Here is an 18427-nt window from a genome sequence, read left to right as displayed (position 1 = left end):
TTCAGAACGCCTCGGTCACCGACAGGTAGACCACGCGGGACCCTCCGCCGCGCGCCACGTCGACGCGCAGGTTGATGCGCTCGGCTTCGAGCACCATGTAGCGGAATCCGACGCCGAAGCCGACCGGTGCGCCACCGACGCCCAGATCGCCGAAGCGGTTCGCGACGACACCCGTGCCGGCGAAGGCGACCAGCCCGATCCGCCCGACCACGCGCCATCGCAGTTCGGCCTGGGCCAGCCCCATGTATCGACCGATGTAGCGCGTCGCGGAGAACCCGCGCAACTGCAGGAAGCAATCGTCGAACAAGGGCACATCGCCCGTCCTCGCGCAACCGTGCAGGTCCGTGGCGAGCACCAGGTCGGGACGCAGCGACATGTACTTGCGGTAGCGAACGTCGAAGGCGTCGTAGTTCACGTCGCCGCCCAGTCCGGAGCGGATGAGCATCGTGTTGAAGTCCAGCAGCGAGCCGTCGTAAGGGTTGAACTTGTTGTCGCGCGTGTCGCGCTGGAGCAATAGGCCGGCGCCCGTGGTGGTCACGTCCAGCGGGCCCGACGGCTGTTGCGCGCCAGGAGGGATGAAGCCGAAACTCTGTCTCACGCTCGCATAGCGCATCTGCGCGCCGAGGTACCAGTTCGGTGCGATGCGGCGATAGAGCTGGGGTTGCACGAAGGTCCCGTCGACGGTCCATTGCGCGCCGTTGTTCTGGCTGCTCGCCCGCCCGCCACCGCCGAAGAAGTCCAGATTGAGGTGGGCATAGCCCGCCACGCCGGAAAAGCGCCATTGGTCCGCATCCCAGTAGTGCATGTGGGCCACACCCGCGACCTTGCTCCCGTTGTCGGTGGCCATGGCGAACGCGGCAGTGAGCGAGGGCGGTTGCACCTGGACTTCGTCGGCGCTCTGGGCGTGGAAATACATCCCGACCACCGCGAGCCCACTCCCTACCGTGGGATCCGACAGCGGAATGGGGACCACCGTGCCGTGGGCTTCCTTGCCGGCAGTGTCCTCGCTTGACGGGGGCGCCGACTTGTCGCCGGGCGGTGCCGCGACGTTCGGCACGGCCTTGAGATTGGAGGCGGCCGGAACGAGGGCCGCGAGTTCAGCGCAGCCCTGCGTGCCGGCGGTGATGCCGATGGCGGCCAGGATCCGCAGCCATGTCCATCGCTCCCACAGCCCCATTCGACCCCTTTCCGTTGCTTGTCAGCATGTTGCGGCGCCGACGGCCACGAGCGGGTTGCGTGTCATGCCCCGGCGCGTCCGGTATTCACCCACCGGGCCACGCCGTCGAGCACCTCGGTCATCACTTCGTCGTCGTCGCGCCCCGAACGCTTGAGGACATGGAACGAGTGGTCAGCCTGGTCGATGCTCATCAGCGTGGCGCGCGCGCCCAGCGAGTCAATGACCGGGCGCAGCAGGTCCATGTGGGCCAGCTTGTCCTGCGTGCCTTGGACGAAGAGCATCGGTAGTTGAACCTTGGACAGGTGGTCCGCGCGCGAACTCGCGGGCTCACCGACCGGATGCAGCGGAAACCCAAGAAAGATCAGTCCATCGACTTGCGGGAGCGGCTCGATCGACTGCGCCTGCGAGGTCATGCGCGCGCCGAAAGACTTGCCGCCCGCGAAGAGCCGCAGCGGCCCGAACAGTTGCGCCGCATGGGCGACGGCCGCGCGAACCGCGGCATGTGCCGTCGGCGGGATGTCGGTGCGCTTCTTGCCGAGTTCCATGTAGGGAAACTGATAGCGCAACGTGGCGATGTTGCGTTCCGCGAGGCCGTCGGCCACAGTGGCCATGAACGAGTGCGTCATCCCTGCACCCGCCCCATGCGCGAAGACATAGCACGCGCTCGGATCGCTCGGCGCCTGCACGATGCCGGAGACCGTCATCTCGTCGTTGATGCGAATCGTGACCTGCTGCATATGGCCGGCCAATGTACCGCGAACCCGCACGATGAGGCCAGACCGCCGGGCAGCGCACAAAATGCGGCCAAGGAGCACAAACACATGCGACGACTCGACCTGCAAGGCGGCGGTGCGATGCCCGCTCTCGGCCTCGGAACCTGGAACATGGGCGAATCCGCCGCGCGGCGCAGCGCGGAAGTCGCGGCCGTCCGCGCCGCGATCGACATGGGCTATCGACTCATCGACACCGCCGAGATGTATGGCGAGGGTGGCGCCGAAGAAGTGGTCGGACAGGCGGTGGCCGAGGCACTGCGAGCCGGCGACGTGAAGCGCGAAGAGCTGTTCATCGTCAGCAAGGTCTATCCACACAACGCCAGCCGCAAGGGCACGCCCGCAGCCTGTGCGCGAAGCCTGCGGCGGCTGGGCCTCGATCACATCGACCTCTACCTGCTGCACTGGCGTGGCGAGCATCCGCTCGCCGACACCTGCGAGGCCATGCGCACGCTTGTCGACGACGGCCGCATCCGCCACTGGGGCGTCAGCAACTTCGACACCGACGACATGGAAGAAGTCGCTGCCGTGTGCGGCGACGTCGTCGACTGTGTCGCCAACCAGGTCTATTTCTCAATCACCGAGCGCGGCCCCGAGTTCAGCCTGCTCCCCTGGCAGCGCGAGCGAAAAATGCCTTTGATGGCCTACAGCCCCATCGACCAAGGCGCGCTCGCCACGGACGCCGGCCTGGCAAAGCTGGCCCAGCGCCTCAGCGCAACGCCCGCCCAACTCGCGTTGGCCTGGCTCCTGTCACGCCCGGGCGTAGTCGCCATCCCAAAGGCGGTACGCGAATCTCACCAACGCGAAAACCTCGCAGCCGCAAACCTCGAACTGAGCTCCGATGTGCTCGCAGAAATCGATCGCCTGCATCCGCCCCCGAAGCGCAAGAAGCCCCTGGCAATGATCTGACAAGGCCGGCGAAGCCAGGCCCGTTGGTGAAACACCGCGGAACCGGCTCTGCCGGGCCGCTGGTGTTGCCCCCGGTAGGGGGTGGGCGGCTACACGAAGTGAGCCAACCTGGGGGCGAGCTCAATGTGCTTCGGCTTGTTTGGCTGCCGCGATGATCGCGGACGCGTCGTGCTTCGCGCCATTGAGAAACAGGTTGAGCAGAACCGCGCAGACCGAAGCCAGCAGGATGCCCGACTCCACCAGCGAGTGGATCGAATGCGGCATCCACTGCTTGAAGTTCGGCGCGATCAGCGGAATCATGCCGATGCCGATCGACACCGCGACGATCATCGCGTTGTGGCGATTGGTCTTGAAGTCCACGCCCGCGAGGATGCGGATGCCGGTCGCGGCCACCATGCCGAACATCACCAGCCCTGCACCGCCGAGCACGACAGTCGGCAGCGATTCGACGAGCGCCGCCATCTTGGGCAGCAGTCCCAGCACGATCAGGATCACACCGCCGGCCACGCAGACGAAGCGGCTCTTGATGCCGGTGACTGCCACCAGACCCACGTTCTGCGAGAAGCTGGTGTAGGGGAAGGTATTGAAGACCCCACCGATCAGCGTGCCGAGGCCATCGGTGCGAAGCCCGCGGGCCAGATCCTGCTGCGTGATCTTGCGGTCCGTCATCTCGCCGAGCGCGAGGAACATGCCGGTGGATTCGATCATCACCACGATCATGATCAGCGACATCGTGAGGATCAGGATCGGGTCGAACTGCGGCATGCCGAAGTGGAGGGGCAGGACGATGTCGAACCAGGCCGCCTGGCCGACCTTCTCGAAGGTCATGAAACCGAAGAGAGTGGCCACAACGGCGCCGATCACGATGCCGAGCAGCACCGAGATGTTGGCGATGAAGCCCTTGGCGTACTTCACGATCAGCAGGATCGACACCAGCACCAGCGCCGCGATGCCGAGGCCGCCGAGATCGGCGTATTTCGGGTTGGGCAACGAAGGCACGATGGACAGGCCCTTGGGCAAGGGCGGTACCGCGGAGCCGGGCGAGGTCACGTCGGCCAGCCACTTCGCATAGACCGGATCGACGAGCGCCGGCGCCGTGGGTCCGACCGGGTTGCCGAAGATCCAGTTGATGCCCACGCGCATCAGGCTGATGCCGATGACCGCGATGATGGTGCCGGTCACCACCGGCGGGAAGAAGCGCAGCATTCGCGAGACCAGCGGCGCGATCAGTATCGAGATCACACCGGCACCGATGATCGAGCCGAAGAGCAGTTGCGCGCCCGCCTGTCCGGGGTTGGCGTTGGCGATCGACACCATCGGCGCGACGGACGCAAAGGTCACGCCCATCATCACCGGCAGCTTGATGCCGAACCATTGCGTCGCGCCCAGCGACTGGATCAGCGTCGCGACACCGCAGCAGAAGAGGTCGGCGGAAATCAGCAGTGCGACTTCCTGCGGGCTGAGCTTGAGGGCACGTCCGACGATGAGCGGCACCGCCACGGCACCGGCATACATCACGAGCACATGCTGCAGGCCGAGGGCAGCGAGCTTGCCTGCTGGCAGGCGCTGGTCGACGGGATGGACTGAAGTGGCGGCAGCCGTCATTGCAAGATCTCCTGGCGCGGCGTGGAATGAAGAAAAGACCGTTTCAAGAACCGTGCCGCCCAACGGCGGTTTACGGTTATGTACGCGAAACTGTATACAGTCTCGATCGCAAGCTGTATGGCGGAAAACCCGCGCTTCCGCGATGGTTTCCAGTACGGTGGGTGGGGGTTTCTTGCAAGACGCGCTCTGGCGCATACTCGCGCGACGTTGCTGCAGGAGCCTCGCCATGCTTGAATCTCTGCGTACCGATCCGACCTTTCATCCGTCGCCCCGACTGGCAATGGAGGCCGAGCCCGAGCGCATCGCCTACACCGCGCTGCTGTCACCGGATGCTTCGCGCCCTGATGCGCTGGCCGTCGTGGATGTCGATCCGGCCTCCGCCACCTACGGCACCGTCCTGCATCGGCTCGACATGCCGAACCGCGGCGACGAGTTCCACCACTTTGGCTGGAACGCCTGCAGTTCGGCACTGGCGCCGATGTCAGGCCATGCCTTTCTGAAGCGGCGCTATCTCATCATCCCCGGCATCCGCTCGTCGCGCATCTATGTCGTCGACACGCAGCCCGATCCCACGCGCCCGACGATCACCCGCGTCATCGAGCCCGAAGAGGTGATTCGCAAGACCGGCTATTCACGCCCGCACACGGTGCATTGCGGACCGGAGGGGCTCTACATCAGCACGCTCGGCGGTGCGGGCCCGGATGGAACGCAAGGGCCGCCGGGCGTCTTCCTGATGGACTGCGAGAGCTTCGAGGTGCTCGGCAAGTGGGAGATCGAGCGCGGGCCGCAGAAGCTGCACTACGACTTCTGGTGGAACCTGCCGCGCGACTACATGGTGTCCAGCGAATGGGGCTTGCCGCCGCAATTCGAGAACGGCATCGTGGCCGAGGACCTGCTCGGCAATCGCTATGGGCATCAGCTTCACTTCTGGGACCTGCGCGCGCGCCGTCATGCGCAGAGCATCGATCTGGGCGCGAATCACCAGATGGCGCTGGAGGTCCGGCCTGCGCACGACCCGACGCGCGAGTACGGCTTTGTCGGCGTGGTGGTCGACACCACCAATCTCGAAGGCTCGATCTGGACGTGGTGGCGCGAAGGCGGGACCTTCCACGCGAAGAAGACGGCGGTCATTCCGCCCGAGCCTGCCGATGCGTCGGTCTTGCCGGAGCTGCTGAAAGGCTTCGGCGCAGTCCCGCCGCTGATCAGCGACATCGACCTCTCGCTGGACGATCGCTTTCTTTACGTGGCGTGCTGGGGCACCGGCGAACTGCGGCAGTACGACGTGTCCGATCCGATCAATCCCAAACTCGCCGGCAGCGTACGCATCGGCGGCATCGCGAAGCACACGCCGCACCCGAACGGCTCGGCTTTCGGCGGCGGCCCGCAGATGACGGAGATCAGTCGCGACGGCAAGCGCGTGTACTTCACCAACTCGCTCTACAGCAAGTGGGATGCTCAGTTCTATCCTGACGGCATCCCTGGGCGACAAGTCATGTGCAACGTCGGCAAGGATGGCGGCATCGAGCTCGACAAGAAGTTCGTCGTCGATTTCGGCGCGGACTACGGCGCGCACCAGATCCGGTTGCAGGGCGGCGATTGCTCGACGGATTCCTTCTGTTATCCGTCGGCATGAAATCGATCGTTCCGGGTTCGCCGTGAGTTCCGTCGCGACCGCGTCCTTGTGGTTCGGCGTGATCGCCTTTGGCGTCTTCCATGGCCTGAACCCGGCGATGGGCTGGCCGCTTGCGGTGGCGAACGGCCTCGGCGAAAAGCGCGACACGGCGGTCTTCGCGACGTGGCTTCCGCTCGGCGCCGGCCATCTGCTGGCCATGGCGCTCGTCCTGGTGCCCTTCGCGGTGCTCACGTGGATGCTGCAGTGGGGCCAGCAGATCCGCATTGTGGCGGGCCTGCTGGTGCTGGCGTCCGGCCTGTCGCGCCTGCTCTTGCGTCATCGCCATCGCTGGCTGGGGCGCATTCGACCGACGCAGGTGGCGCTGTGGTCCTTCCTCATGGCCACCGCGCACGGGGCCGCGCTGATGCTCTTGCCGATTCTGCTGGGGCTGTGCGAATCGCCCGCAGCGGAGACGGCTGCTCAGTCCGGTCCGATCGGCCATGCGGCCTTGATGGCGTTCATGCGTTCCAGCGTCGGGACCGCCGTCATGGTCTCGCTGGTTCACACGGCCGCGATGATTGGCGCAGGACTCGGCGCCGCGTGGGTCGTCTATCGCTATCTGGGATTGCAGGTGCTGCGGGCCACCTGGCTCGATCTGGATATCGTCTGGTCGCTCGGGCTCGTCGCGTCGGGCGCCGCGGGGGTCGCGACGGCCTTGATCGGTCCTTGAGCCGTCAGTGAGAGCGTTGAAATCGGGCCGTTGCAGAATGGCCCGCATGAAATTCAAAAGTCTCGTTGCAGTTGTCCTGGTCCTTGTGCTGGCCCTCGCGGCCTATTGGTACTGGTCGCCTTTCCTGGCCGTGCGCCAACTGCAGACGGCCGCGCAGAACGCCGATGCCGAGGCCTTCAATCAGCATGTCGACTACCCCAAGGTGCGGGAAAGCCTCAAGGGTCAGTTTTCGGCCCTGGTGGCGCAGAAGCTGGGTGTGCAGAAGGATTCGGACAATCCTTTTGCCGCACTGGGCAGCCTTATCGGGCTTGGCGTGGTCAATCAACTCGTGGATGCGATGGTGCGTCCCGAAACGGTCATGGCCGCGATGACCCACGGCAAGCTGGCCCAGCCCGCGCCCAGTCCTGTGCCGGCACCTGGGGGGACCACCCCACCGGCTCCGCAGGCCGATGGCGCAGCGATCGGGAAGTCAGAGAAAAAAGCCAACTGGATCATTGACCGAGAAGGCGCGAGCAGGATGACGGCCTATGCTGTGGATCCTGCCAAGCCCGACCAGCCCAACGCCGAACGACTCGGCCTGGTGTTCGAGCGCAGCGGATTTGTCGACTGGAAGCTCACGGAAATCAGGATGCCGCTGGCGGCATTCCAGAAATAGGAGGAGGGCAAGGTGTCTTCGGCGGCACAACTCGATGCTTCGCGCGGCCCGAAACACCGCGGTTGGCGCATTGCTGCCATCGTGCTGGGCGTTGTCGTGGTGCTGTTGGTGGCGGCTGCTTTCGCACTCCGGCAGGCGTACCCGCCGGAGCGCATTTCGGCGATGCTCGCGGAAGAGGTGAGCACCGCGACCGGACGCGCTTTCCGCATCGACGGCGATCTGTCGATCCGCTTGTTCCCGACCATCGCTGTGCGTGCGAACGATGTGGTGCTTGCCAACGTCGACTGGGGTTCGCAACCCGACATGTTGCGATTCCGACGCGCGGCCTTCGACATTTCACTGAGGGATTTGCTCGACCGGCAAGTGCGCATCCTGAGCGCCGAAGTGGAAGACGCAGAGATACTGCTTGAAGCCGACGGCGCAGGGCATTTCAACTGGCAGTTCGCGCCGCCTCCCCATGCCAGCGGAAAGCCCGCGCCGTTGCTGGAGATGGACCGCTTCCTCGTTTCAGGCGCGCACATCACCTATCGCAATGTGCGCAAGGCAGAGTCACGCGAGATGACGATCGACTCGCTCGATCTGCAAGTGCAGGGCGAGCGCGACAGCCTGTCAGGCGTCTTCAAGCTCGGCCCCCAGCAGTGGAAGGCCGAGGGCGATGTCGGCCGCGTCGTGAAGATCCTGGCTGGGGCGGAGGATTGGCCGTTCGATGTGCGCTTCACGACCGAGGGTGCGACGCTCTCGGCGACCGGCAGCATGGGCACGGGGCCGCGTGCCGGGAGTCTGGAGGCCCGGCTGACTCTGCAGGCGCGTGATGCGAAGGCGCTGCGCGAGCTATCGACGGCGGCGAGTGTCTTGCCGATGCCGGTCGATGCCAGCGCCACCGTGCGGCGCGCGGGTGACGATTGGCACTTCGAGGCGCTGAAGTTGTCGCTCGCCGGGCAGGTTCTGAATGGCCGCGTGACCTGGCAGACCGGCCTGCCGAAAGCGGGCATCGACGCGGAGCTCTCTTCCGCCGCCATCGATCTCGACAAGTGGCGTGTGGCCAAGCCCGCGGCTGCGGCGAAGGCGCCGCGGGCGCCGGTGTTCGGCGACGCGCCGCTGCTCACGCTCGAGGCGTTGCCGGAAATCCCCTTGCGGGTCGCGTTCAGGGTCGACCGTCTGAGCGTGCCGGGGATGCCTGCGATCTCCGGGCTTCAGGCGCGCGCTGTGTCGGATCAGGGACGCCTCACGATCGAGCCGTTGTCTTTCACCGCCGCCGGGGGCGCCGTGCAGGGCCGAGTGGGGCTCACGCTGCGCAAGGGCGCCGCGCCGCAGACGGAGGTGCAACTGAATGCCCGGTCGCTTTCCGTCGAGGACTTCGATGCCCAATGGGGCAGCGGCAACCATTTCAAAGGCGGGCGCGCGAACCTCGATCTCAAGCTGGCGATGACCGGTCGCACGCCGAGGAGCCTGGCCGGGACGTCCAATGGCGATGTTCAGTTGTCGGTGCGGAATGTCGGGCTGACAGGCCGGGCAGCGACGCTCGACAAGGACATCATCGCGCGCCTGTTCGATGCGCTGCTGCCGAAGCAGGCGTCTCGCGATGATCTGGTCGTGCAGTGCCTGGCCGCCCGACTGCCGCTGCGCAACGGCGTGGCGGCGATCGACCGTTCGATCGTCATGGAAACGCCGCAGATTGCCGTCGCCGCCAGCGGCGAGATCAATCTGGCGAAGCAGACCATCGAACTGGCCTTCTTGCCGAGGGTGAAGAAAGGGCTGGATATCAACCCGGGAAACCTGGTTCAGCTTCTGCTGCTGAAGGGGCCCCTCGAAAGTCCCGAGTTCAGCATCGATCCCAAGGGCACCGTGCGCGAGGCGGCGACGGTCGGCGTGGCCGCGGCGACCGGCGGGCTTTCATTGCTGGCGCCCGCCTTGTTCGGCAGTGCAGCGCCCAAGGATTGCGGCTTGCAAGCCGGTGCGGGCGGACAGAACACGAAATCGCAGAAGCCGGAAAGCGGCGGCAAGTTCAAGGTCCCTCGCCCCTTCGGCTTGACGGGCCGCTGAGGGCTCAGGCCAGCAGCGCCTTGACCAGATCAAGTTGCCGGTCGGGCGTGCCGCCCTCGAAAAGTAAGCCGAAAGTTGAGGAAATATCTTGTTACCTTGCGAATGAATAGGCACAATGTATTACATGGAATCGCACAACTTCCCCAAACCGCAATGGTCCGCTTCCGGCCTGCTCGGCTTGTTGCGGTCGAGCCTGCCTCCTGCAGACAGGAAGCGAGCGCTGGCTGCGTCCTGGGACACTTGCCCTCCGCCCGAGCCACTGAGCAGCCGTCAACTGGCGAAAGTGGCTGACGAATGGCGCGATCGGTCGTCCGAAGGCGATACGGGTGCCGAATCCGTGGCGCAAGCCCTCGAACTCGTTGCAATGCACCGCGCTGCCGGGAAGCAGAAACGGATTCAGGAAATGGGAAAGCGTCTGTCCGAACTGGTGAGGTTGTCCTGATCTGCCTGCATCCTCGCCGCGCCCGGCGGCGCCTCGCTCGAAGCGATGTTCAACCTACTTTCAACGCCATGAAAACCCAGAGCGAAGCGATCCGTGAAGGCTACAACGTCGACCTGTCAGGGCCCGGACGGCCGATGGGTGCGCGCGGAAAGTACCCGCAGTTCGAGGTGATCCCGCTGTTGACCGACATGGAAGCGGAGCTGCTCAACACGCTCGGTCTCATCCGCAAACTGCTGACCGAAGGCACGCCGACCCAGGATGCCCAGGAAGGTGTGGTGCTTGCGATCGACGGGCTGTTGTCCGTCGCTCGCGCCTGAGGCGAACAGTCAAGGAGATCAAGGAATGAACAGCTACCAGACCGCTTCCCAGGCAACCGGCGTCGCCCGCACCCTGAGCAAGACCTCAGCCTGCACGATCGTCGTGTACCAGGCCGGGGCCGGCAAATACGTGACCGCCCGCCCCACCGATACCGTCAGCGGGCTCGTCATCGGCGTCTATCGCAACGGCTACCTGCTGCCCAGCGGCCAGCGCGCCGCCTGAGCGGCGACCCGGGCCGCCGCTGCAAGACGCTGCAGCGTCAGGCGAGCAGGTCGCTCAAGGTCCGTGCGATCACCTTGGTCGCGCGTCGCAAGTCTTCCAGAACGACACGTTCGTCGTTGCGCTTGGCGTGCGACTCCAGCACCGTACGCGGGCCGGCACCATAGATCACGCCTGGAATGCCGGCTTCGCCGTACAACCGCACGTCAGTGTAGAGCGGCGTGCCCATGGCCTTGATCGGCTCGCCGAAGATCGACTGGCCGTGCTTCTGAATCGCATCGACCAGCGGCTTGTTACCGGGCGACGGCTTCATTGAGTTGGCCAGCAGCAGGCGCTTGATCTCGACGGTGATGCCGGGCATCTGCGCCGCGCCGTCGGTGATGACCTTGCGGATCGCGGCTTCGACTTCGACGGGGTTCTCCTCGGGGATCATCCGGCGGTCGAGCTTGAACACGACCTTGCCGGGGACCACGTTGGTGTTGGTTCCGCCTTCGATACGGCCCACGTTCAGGTAAGGGTGCGTGATGCCCTCGACCTTCGATGTCACCTGCTGATAGAGCGTGTTCTGCGCGTAGAGCGCATTGAGGATGTGCACCGCGCCTTGCAGCGCATCGACACCGGTGGTCGGGATTGCGGCGTGCGCCATCTTGCCGTGCACGGTGACTTCCATCTGCAGGCAGCCGTTGTGCGCCGTGACCACGTCGTAGCTGAACCCGGCGGCGATCATCAAGTCAGGCTTGGTCAGTCCCTGCTTGAGCAACCACCCCGGACCCAGGATGCCGCCGAACTCCTCGTCGTACGTGAAGTGCAGTTCGACGCTGCCCTGGGCAGGCTTGGCGACGGCTTCGAGCGCGCGCAGCGCAAAGGTGAAGCTTGCGAAATCGCTCTTGCTGACGGCAGCGGCGCGGCCGTAGAGGCTGCCGTTGTCGACTTCGCCGCCGTAGGGGTCGTGCGTCCAGCCTTCACCGGGCGGCACCACGTCGCCGTGGGCGTTCAGCGCCACGGTTCGGCCGCCGTTGCCGTATTTGCGGCGCACGATCAGGTTGGTGATCGATTCGAGGCCGTAGTCCTTCACTTCCTGCGCGGGTACGGCGTGCTTCTCGGCCTCGAAGCCGAAGGCCTGGATCAGCTCGGCCGTGCGTTCGGCGTGCGGCGCGTTGTTGCCGGGCGGCGTGTCGGTCGGTACGCGCACCAGTTCCTGCAGAAAGCGCACTTCCTCGTCGAAGTGGGCGTCGATCCAGGCGTCGAGTTTGTTGTAGTCGGTCATGGTGTTCAGGCGGCTTGTGCGTTGGCGAGGTCATCGAGCAGCAGCTGGAAGGCTTGCACCGCCAGTTGCATGTCGTCGTTGGTGCTGGATTCGAGCGGGTTGTGGCTGATGCCCGAATTGATGCCGCGCACGAAGAGCATGGCCTGTGGCATGACTTCGTGCAGCTTCATCGCATCGTGGCCCGCGCCGCTGGGCATGCGGAAGAGGGGAACGCCGAGCTTGTCGACGGCCTTTTCCCAGCGCTGTTGCCACTCCGGCGCGCTGGGCGCCGCGGCGGCACGCATGGTCTCCTCGAGCGTGTAGCGCACGCCACGGCGCTCGCAGATTTCCTTGAGCGCATCCACCACGTCGGTGGCCAGCGCATCGCGCTGCGCATTGTTCGGCGCGCGCAGGTCCAGGCTGAACTTGCAGCGGCCCGGCACGACATTGATGGAGCCGCTCGGCACTTCGAGCATGCCGACAGTGGCGACCGAGTCGCCGTCCTTGGTGGCGCGCTTTTCCGCAAACAGGATCAGTTCGGCCACCGCGGCAGCGGCATCGCGGCGGCGGTCCATCGGCGTGGTCCCGGCGTGGCTCGCCATGCCGATCACCTCGCCGACATAGCGCACGCTGCCGTTGATCGAGGTGACGATGCCGAGCGGCAGATCGAATTCGGTCAGCACCGGCCCCTGCTCGATGTGCACTTCGACGAAGCCGAGGTATTTCGACGGGTCGCGCTGGACCTTCGGGATGTCCTCGTCCTTCAGCCCGGCATGCTGCCGCGCCTCGCGCATGGTGATGCCGTCGGCGTCCTTCTGGTCGAGCCAGCGTGGATCGAAATGGCCGATCAACGCGCCGGAACCGAGGAAGGTCGCCTTGTAGCGCTGGCCTTCCTCTTCGGCGAATCCCACGACCTCGAAGCCGAAGGGCAGGCGGCGGTTCTGGTGCTTGAGTTCGCGAACGCACGCCATCGGCACGAAGATGCCGAGCCGGCCGTCGTACTTGCCGCCGTTGCGCACGGTGTCGTAGTGCGAGCCGGTCAGCAGGGCCTTGGCGCCGGGTGTGCTGCCCTCGTAGCGGCCGACCACATTGCCGACCGCGTCGATGGTCACACTGTCGAAGCCGGCGTCGCGCATGTCTTGCGCGATCTGTTGCGCGCAGGCGCGGTGTGCGTCAGTGAGGTACGTCACCGTGAGCTGGCCCTTTTCGGCATAGCCAGGGTCCGTATGCACCGCGAGTTTTTCCTGCCAGTCCCACACGTCGTTGCCCAGCGTCGGTTCAACGCCGAACTTGTCGTCGAGCCGGATCTCCGCGATGCGATGGATATTGCGCAGCGCCTCGCCGAGTTCGAAGTCGGGATGGTGATGCAGCCGACGCTCGAAGGTCTCGATGATCTCGCGCTTGGGCAGGCCCGTGCCGCGGGGTCCGCGCACCGCGAGGATGAAGGGAAAGCCGAACTTGGCGTTGTAGTCGGCGTTGAGTTGCTGGATCTTGGCGAACTCTTCGGGCGTGCAGTCGGTGAGGCCCGCCTTGTTCTGCTCGTTGGTCGATTCCGCAGTCAGGCTCTTGCTGACCATCGCCTTGCCGGCGAGTTCAGGGTGGGCGCGGACCAGACCTAGTTGCTCGTCGCGCGACGCGTCTGTGACGACCTGAACCAGCGCGTGCTTCAGGTGCGGCAACGAACGAAACGGCCGCGCCTTCGATGCGCGTTCGGCAATCCACGGTGAGTGCTCGTAGACGCCGTCGAGCAGCGAGACCACCTCTTCGGTGGATGCGGCATTCAATTGGTCGATGGTGAGGGCCATGGGATCAGTCTCCGTTCGTGGCGACGTAAGGGTGCGCCGCCTTCCAGTGCCGTGCAATGTCGAGCCGGCGGCAGACCCAGACGCGGTCGTGTGCGGCGATATGGTCCAGGAAGCGCTGCAGCGCGGTGATGCGCCCGGGGCGCCCGAGCAGGCGGCAGTGCATGCCGATGCTCATCATCTTCGGCGCCTCGTCGCCTTCGGCGTAGAGCGCGTCGAAGCTGTCCTTCATGTATTGGAAGAACGGATCGGCATGCGAGTAGCCCTGCGGCAGCGCGAAGCGCATGTCGTTGCAGTCCAGCGTGTAGGGCACGATGAGCTGGGGCACGACTTCGCCATCGGTCTTGCGCACCTTCATCCAGAAGGGCAGGTCGTCACCGTAGTAGTCGCTGTCGTACTCGAAGCCGCCGTAGTCGGCCACGAGGCGGCGCGTGCGCGGGCTGTCGCGGCCGGTGTACCAGCCGAGTGCGCGTTCGCCGGTGAGCTTCTCGATGGCTTCCATGCCCAGGCGCATGTGTTCGCGCTCGGTGGCTTCGTCGAGGCCCTGGTAGTGGATCCAGCGCCAGCCGTGGCAGGCGATCTCGTGGCCCAGTTCCTTGAAGGCCGCTGCCAGTTCGGGATAGCGCTCCAGCGCCATTCCGACGCCGAAGACCGTCAGCGGCAGGCCGCGCTTCTCGAACTCGCGCAGGATGCGCCAGACGCCGGCACGCGATCCATATTCGTAGATCCCCTCCATGCTGATGTGGCGATCGGGAAAGCTCGCGGGGTTGAACATTTCCGACAGGAACTGCTCGGAGCCCGCGTCGCCGTGCAGCACGCAGTTCTCACCGCCTTCTTCGTAGTTGAGGACGAACTGCACGGCGATGCGAGCCTGGCCGGGCCATTGCGCATGCGGCGGATTGCGCCCGTAGCCCACGAGGTCACGAGAGTAGGGAAGGGTGGTGTCATAGATGCTCATGGTCGTTCAGGCCAGTGCAAGGCTGATGTCGTGGGTGGGGACCTTGCGGTCGAATGTGAGGTTGGCTTCGACGTGCTCCAGGTGTTCCGTCATCAGGCGCACGGCGCGTTCCTCGTCCTTGGCGGCCAGCGCCTTCACGATGTCGGCATGCTCGTCGTTCGAATGTTCGGCCGCGCTCGCGCTTTGGTACATCAGCGTGATCAGCGCGCATCGGGAGATCAATTCGCCGAGGATCTGCGCCAGCACTGCGTTGCCGATGAGCTCCGCCATGCGCACATGAAAGTCGCCGAGCAGTTCGGTGCGGCCCGAGATGTCTTCGCCGGAGACGGCCGCCTTCTCCAGCGCCACATGCTCCTTGAGTGCCTTGATCTTGGCCGGCGTCACGCTGCGCACGAAGGCGCGCGTCATCTCGGCCTCCAGCATGCGGCGTACCGCAAAGACCTGCTTCGCCTCGTCGACAGCCGGCGCTGCCACGAATGCGCCGCGCGCGGGTTCGAGGCGGATCAGCTTGTTCTGCGAAAGCTGAAACAGCGCTTGACGCACCAGCGTTCGCGACACGCCGAAGTGGTCCGCGAGTTTCTGTTCGGCCAGCTTGCTGCCCGGTTGGAGCCGGTGTTCCACAATGGCCTTGGTGAGTGCGTCGACGATGGCACGGGTCGTGGTGGAGTCCATTTTTTTCATGATAGACCGAAAGCCAGGAACTGTATACACTTTTGTCGACCGCATTTTCCCTATGCACTGAAGGAGCGATTCCATGGGCTTGAGCACCCACGTACTGGACACCATGCACGGCACCCCTGCCGCAGGCATGGAGGTTGCGCTGTTCACCACTGAAGGCACGGGCGAAGACGCGCGCGCCACGCTGGTCAGGCGTTTCACGCTGAATGCCGACGGCCGCAGCGATGGGCCGCTCTATGACAACAACTCGCTGAAAACCGGCACCTACCGCCTCGTGTTCGACGTGGCGGGCTATTTCAAGGCGCGCGGCGTGAAGCTGCCGGAGCCGAATTTCCTGAACCGCGTGGCGCTGGATTTCGGCGTTGCGCACACCGACCAGCACTACCACGTGCCCCTGCTGGTGAGCCCGTGGAGCTACTCTACCTACAGAGGCTCTTGAGCCGAGCCTTGCAGTTGCCCTTCGGTCAACGTGTCGAGCTGGAAATGGCCGCCTTCGTCCCACAACCAAGTGTCCGTCCAGGTCACTTTGCCCATTCGCGTGGGGGCCGGGAAGGGCGCGGCCGAAAGCACCGTGCGCTCGATCTCGGCAATCACCTCTGGCGCATGCTGGGGCGCGCGCATCCAGTGCATCGAGACGACCTTGCCGTCCGCGTCGAGATCGACCTGCAGCGTGCCCACCGCATAGAGCAGCGGCGGCAACTGGCCTTTGTAGATGCGGCTCTTGTTGATGTCGTAGATGTGGCGTGCAGCGTCGCGTCGGTAGTCGCGGGCCGTTGCCGCGGTGGAAGGACGCGGCCGGGGCCGACTGCTGTCGCCCGGATCGGGGGTGGCGTTGCTGAGTTGGCCGGGTACGGTGCCGGTGAGTGGTGCGGTGCCGCAACCGGCCAGCCACAGGCTGGAGACAAGGGCGGCCGCCAGTGCGAGGCGGCGCGGCGTGAGCTGAAAATTCATCGGCGCGGTTATACCGTGACTGAATGGGGTCTCCGAAACGGGAGGTTTCGCCCATGACCGGCGCCGTCGACGAACTGCTTGCGCGCTTGCGGCGTGAGTCCGGCATTCTGGTCCGTGTCGAAGCGACCCAAGGGTCTGCCCCGCGTGAAGCGGGCACATGGATGGCCGTGTGGGCCGACGGCCTGACGGCCACCATCGGAGGAGGCCAACTCGAGTTCCAGGCCGTCGACGAAGCTCGCGCCTGGCTTGCAGGCGGAGCGGCCATCGAAGGCGTGCGTCGCTATCCGTTGGGGCCGAGCCTCGGGCAATGTTGCGGCGGCGTTGTCTTTCTGTCGTACCGCCGAATCGGCGCGGCGGATGCGAAGGCGCTGCAGTCCGAACTGCTCGCACACCTGGAGCCGGTGGCCCTGTTCGGCGGCGGCCATGTGGGTGCGGCGCTGGCGCGGCTGCTCTCCACGTTGCCGTTTTCCGTGCGCTGGATCGACAGCCGCGATGGCATCTTTCCCGATGACCTCCCTGCGCAGATCGAAACCGAATACTCCGAACCGGTGCAGCAGGCGGTCGCGCAACTTGCGCCGGGCTCGCGCGTGCTGATCATGAGCTTCAGCCATGCCGAGGACCTGGACATCGTGATCGCCTGTCTCAAGCGGCTGCGCGAGAAGGACGATCTTCCGTACATCGGCCTGATCGGCAGCAAGACGAAATGGGCGACCTTCCGCCATCGGCTCGAAGCGCGCGGCTTCACGGCGGACGAGATGGCGCGCGTGACCTGCCCGATCGGCGTGCCCGGCATCACGGGCAAGGAGCCGGAGGTGATCGCCGTGGCCGTCGCGGCACAGTTGTTGCAGTCGCTTCCGTCTGCGTGAGGGGTGCTCAGGGTTTTCCAGCACGTCGAGAGACACAAAACCTGAAACTTCTCTCCCAAGAGTGTATACACTTCAGTCCACAAGCCGCAGCGGAGCGAGGTCCAGTCCATGGCCTGCGTTCGCGGCACTATCTCTGCTTACAGCGCCCGCAGTGGTGAGCAGGCCGAAATACCGCGGCGTTCCCCTACGCCGACAAGGTTGAGAGTCAATGGAAAGCTATTACCTCGACTGGGCCAATCTGCTGCTGCGCTGGGTCCATGTCATCACCGCGATCGCCTGGATCGGCGCTTCCTTCTATTTCGTGATGCTGGACAACAGCCTCGAAAAGCCGGAAGACCAGGAATCCCTGGACAAGGGTGTCGGTGGCGAGCAGTGGGCCGTGCACGGCGGCGGCTTCTACAACATGCAGAAATACGCGCTGGCGCCGAAAAGGCTGCCGGAACATCTGCACTGGTCGTACTGGGAGAGCTATTCGACCTGGCTCACAGGTTTCGGACTCTTCACGATGTCCTATCTGTGGAACGCCAGCACCTACCTGATCGACAAATCGAAGATGGACTGGCAGCCTGGCGCCGCCATCGCAGTCGCGGTGGCCTTCTTCGTGGTCTTCTGGATGATCTACGACGGCATCTGCCAGATCTTCGGCCAGCGCAAGAACGGCGACACCATCGTCGGCGTTCTGGTGGCGATCTTCATCGCCTTTGCGGCGTGGCTCGCGTGCCACTGGTTCGCCGGCCGCGCGGCCTTCCTCCTCGTCGGCGCGATGATGGCGACGACCATGAGCGGCAACGTGTTCTTCTGGATCATTCCCGGCCAGCGGAAGAATGTCGCGGCGCTGCGCGAAGGCAAGCCGGTCGATCCGATCCATGGCCAGCGCGGCAAGCAGCGCAGCGTGCACAACACCTACTTCACGCTGCCGGTGCTGTTCGCGATGCTGAGCAACCACTACAGCTTCACCTATACGCACAAATACAACTGGATCGTGCTGCTGCTCATCATGCTGGGCGGCGCCGGGATCCGGCAGTTCTTCGTGGTTCGCCATCGCTTCAAACTGGGCAACGCGCGCAATCCCATCCCGTACGCGCTCTTCGGTACCGCAGTATTGGGCCTGTCCATCGTGTGGATGAAGCCGGAGCCCGTCGCCGCGCCGGTAGCCAGCGCAGCGCCGCAAAAGGTGGCATTCGCCGAGATCCAGAAAGTGCTCGAACAACGTTGCTACATGTGCCACGGCGCACAGGTGCAGATGAAGAACGTGCGGCTTGATACACCCGATCAAGTCGCGGCGCACGCCCAGGCGGTCTACCAGCAGGTGGTGGTGACGAAGATCATGCCGATGAACAACGCGACGGGCATCACCGATGCCGAGCGCGCGCTGATCGGCAAATGGTTCGATGGCGGAGCGAGCACGAAGTAGCCCCTTGGTCAATGCGCCGGGGCGGTGGGGGT

At 65.0% G+C, this 18427-nt stretch carries 18 protein-coding genes; 10 read left to right on the top strand and 8 right to left on the bottom strand.

The window, feature by feature from the left end; translation table 11 throughout:
* Window position 1: 1 nt before the first annotated feature.
* Both AC1DHL_RS15365 and AC1DHL_RS15360 read right to left on the bottom strand, forming a co-directional pair.
* Entirely contained in the window at window positions 2-1177 is a 1176-nt protein-coding gene (locus tag AC1DHL_RS15365) for a BamA/TamA family outer membrane protein (RefSeq protein ID WP_478162491.1), read from the bottom strand.
* Between the two features lie 62 nt (window positions 1178-1239).
* A complete protein-coding gene (locus AC1DHL_RS15360; protein WP_478099479.1) occupies window positions 1240-1914 on the bottom strand; it encodes an alpha/beta hydrolase family protein in 675 nt (224 codons plus the stop codon).
* 84 nt (window positions 1915-1998) lie between these two features.
* On the opposite strand from AC1DHL_RS15360, the gene AC1DHL_RS15355 reads away from it, so the two are divergent.
* Window positions 1999-2856: an aldo/keto reductase gene (locus AC1DHL_RS15355; protein ID WP_478162490.1), complete on the top strand. Its 858-nt coding sequence runs from the start codon at window positions 1999-2001 to the stop codon at window positions 2854-2856.
* A gap of 120 nt (window positions 2857-2976) precedes the next feature.
* Here AC1DHL_RS15355 and AC1DHL_RS15350 read toward each other — a convergent pair whose 3' ends face one another.
* Window positions 2977-4461, bottom strand: coding sequence for a nucleobase:cation symporter-2 family protein (locus AC1DHL_RS15350; protein ID WP_478162489.1), 1485 nt, complete (start codon window positions 4459-4461; stop codon window positions 2977-2979).
* 226 nt (window positions 4462-4687) lie between these two features.
* Here AC1DHL_RS15350 and AC1DHL_RS15345 point away from each other — a divergent pair, with 226 nt between their 5' ends.
* From AC1DHL_RS15345 to AC1DHL_RS15320, 6 genes are all read left to right on the top strand, one after another.
* Window positions 4688-6094, top strand: a complete 1407-nt coding sequence (locus AC1DHL_RS15345) for a selenium-binding protein SBP56-related protein (protein WP_478162488.1) — start codon at window positions 4688-4690, stop codon at window positions 6092-6094.
* A 22-nt stretch (window positions 6095-6116) separates the two neighbouring features.
* Window positions 6117-6803 carry a hypothetical protein gene (locus tag AC1DHL_RS15340; RefSeq protein ID WP_478162487.1) on the top strand — a complete coding sequence of 229 codons (687 nt, stop codon included), beginning with the start codon at window positions 6117-6119 and terminating at the stop codon, window positions 6801-6803.
* A gap of 46 nt (window positions 6804-6849) precedes the next feature.
* Window positions 6850-7458, top strand: coding sequence for a DUF2939 domain-containing protein (locus tag AC1DHL_RS15335; RefSeq protein ID WP_478162486.1), 609 nt, complete (start codon window positions 6850-6852; stop codon window positions 7456-7458).
* Window positions 7459-7470: 12 nt separating this feature from the next.
* Complete coding sequence (locus AC1DHL_RS15330) at window positions 7471-9501, top strand: AsmA family protein (RefSeq protein ID WP_478162485.1); 2031 nt, start codon at window positions 7471-7473, stop codon at window positions 9499-9501.
* A 510-nt stretch (window positions 9502-10011) separates the two neighbouring features.
* A complete protein-coding gene (locus AC1DHL_RS15325; protein ID WP_478099465.1) occupies window positions 10012-10260 on the top strand; it encodes a hypothetical protein in 249 nt (82 codons plus the stop codon).
* Window positions 10261-10285: 25 nt separating this feature from the next.
* Window positions 10286-10483 (top strand): hypothetical protein, encoded by a 198-nt coding sequence (locus AC1DHL_RS15320; RefSeq protein WP_478099463.1) that lies wholly within the window; start codon window positions 10286-10288, stop codon window positions 10481-10483.
* Between the two features lie 37 nt (window positions 10484-10520).
* On the opposite strand, the gene AC1DHL_RS15315 is transcribed toward AC1DHL_RS15320, so the two are convergent.
* From AC1DHL_RS15315 to AC1DHL_RS15300, 4 genes are read right to left on the bottom strand one after another with little or no spacing between them, the layout of a single operon-like run.
* Entirely contained in the window at window positions 10521-11747 is a 1227-nt protein-coding gene (locus tag AC1DHL_RS15315) for a M20 family metallopeptidase (RefSeq protein WP_478162484.1), read from the bottom strand.
* 5 nt (window positions 11748-11752) lie between these two features.
* The gene (uraD, locus tag AC1DHL_RS15310; protein ID WP_478162483.1) at window positions 11753-13531 is read right to left on the bottom strand and encodes a 2-oxo-4-hydroxy-4-carboxy-5-ureidoimidazoline decarboxylase; all 1779 of its coding nucleotides are present in this window, start codon (window positions 13529-13531) and stop codon (window positions 11753-11755) included.
* Window positions 13532-13535: 4 nt separating this feature from the next.
* A complete protein-coding gene (gene puuE, locus AC1DHL_RS15305) occupies window positions 13536-14486 on the bottom strand; it encodes an allantoinase PuuE (RefSeq protein ID WP_478162482.1) in 951 nt (316 codons plus the stop codon).
* Between the two features lie 6 nt (window positions 14487-14492).
* Window positions 14493-15167 carry a GntR family transcriptional regulator gene (locus AC1DHL_RS15300; RefSeq protein ID WP_478162481.1) on the bottom strand — a complete coding sequence of 225 codons (675 nt, stop codon included), beginning with the start codon at window positions 15165-15167 and terminating at the stop codon, window positions 14493-14495.
* 73 nt (window positions 15168-15240) lie between these two features.
* Between AC1DHL_RS15300 and uraH the strand changes: the two genes are divergently transcribed.
* Window positions 15241-15603: a hydroxyisourate hydrolase gene (gene uraH, locus AC1DHL_RS15295; protein WP_478099454.1), complete on the top strand. Its 363-nt coding sequence runs from the start codon at window positions 15241-15243 to the stop codon at window positions 15601-15603.
* Here uraH and AC1DHL_RS15290 read toward each other — a convergent pair.
* On the bottom strand, window positions 15588-16115 hold the full coding sequence (locus AC1DHL_RS15290) for a hypothetical protein (protein WP_478162480.1): 528 nt from the start codon (window positions 16113-16115) through the stop codon (window positions 15588-15590). The two genes, uraH and AC1DHL_RS15290, sit on opposite strands and share 16 nt — an antisense overlap.
* Before the next feature lie 53 nt (window positions 16116-16168).
* Here AC1DHL_RS15290 and xdhC point away from each other — a divergent pair, with 53 nt between their 5' ends.
* Window positions 16169-16981: a xanthine dehydrogenase accessory protein XdhC gene (gene xdhC, locus AC1DHL_RS15285; RefSeq protein ID WP_478162479.1), complete on the top strand. Its 813-nt coding sequence runs from the start codon at window positions 16169-16171 to the stop codon at window positions 16979-16981.
* 208 nt (window positions 16982-17189) lie between these two features.
* Window positions 17190-18395, top strand: a complete 1206-nt coding sequence (locus AC1DHL_RS15280; protein ID WP_478099449.1) for a urate hydroxylase PuuD — start codon at window positions 17190-17192, stop codon at window positions 18393-18395.
* Window positions 18396-18427: the final 32 nt, after the last annotated feature.

Source organism: Variovorax sp. 10L426, from assembly GCF_056395305.1.
The sequence above is the reverse complement of the archived record's forward strand: the minus strand, read 5'-3'. Positions and strand labels throughout refer to the sequence as shown.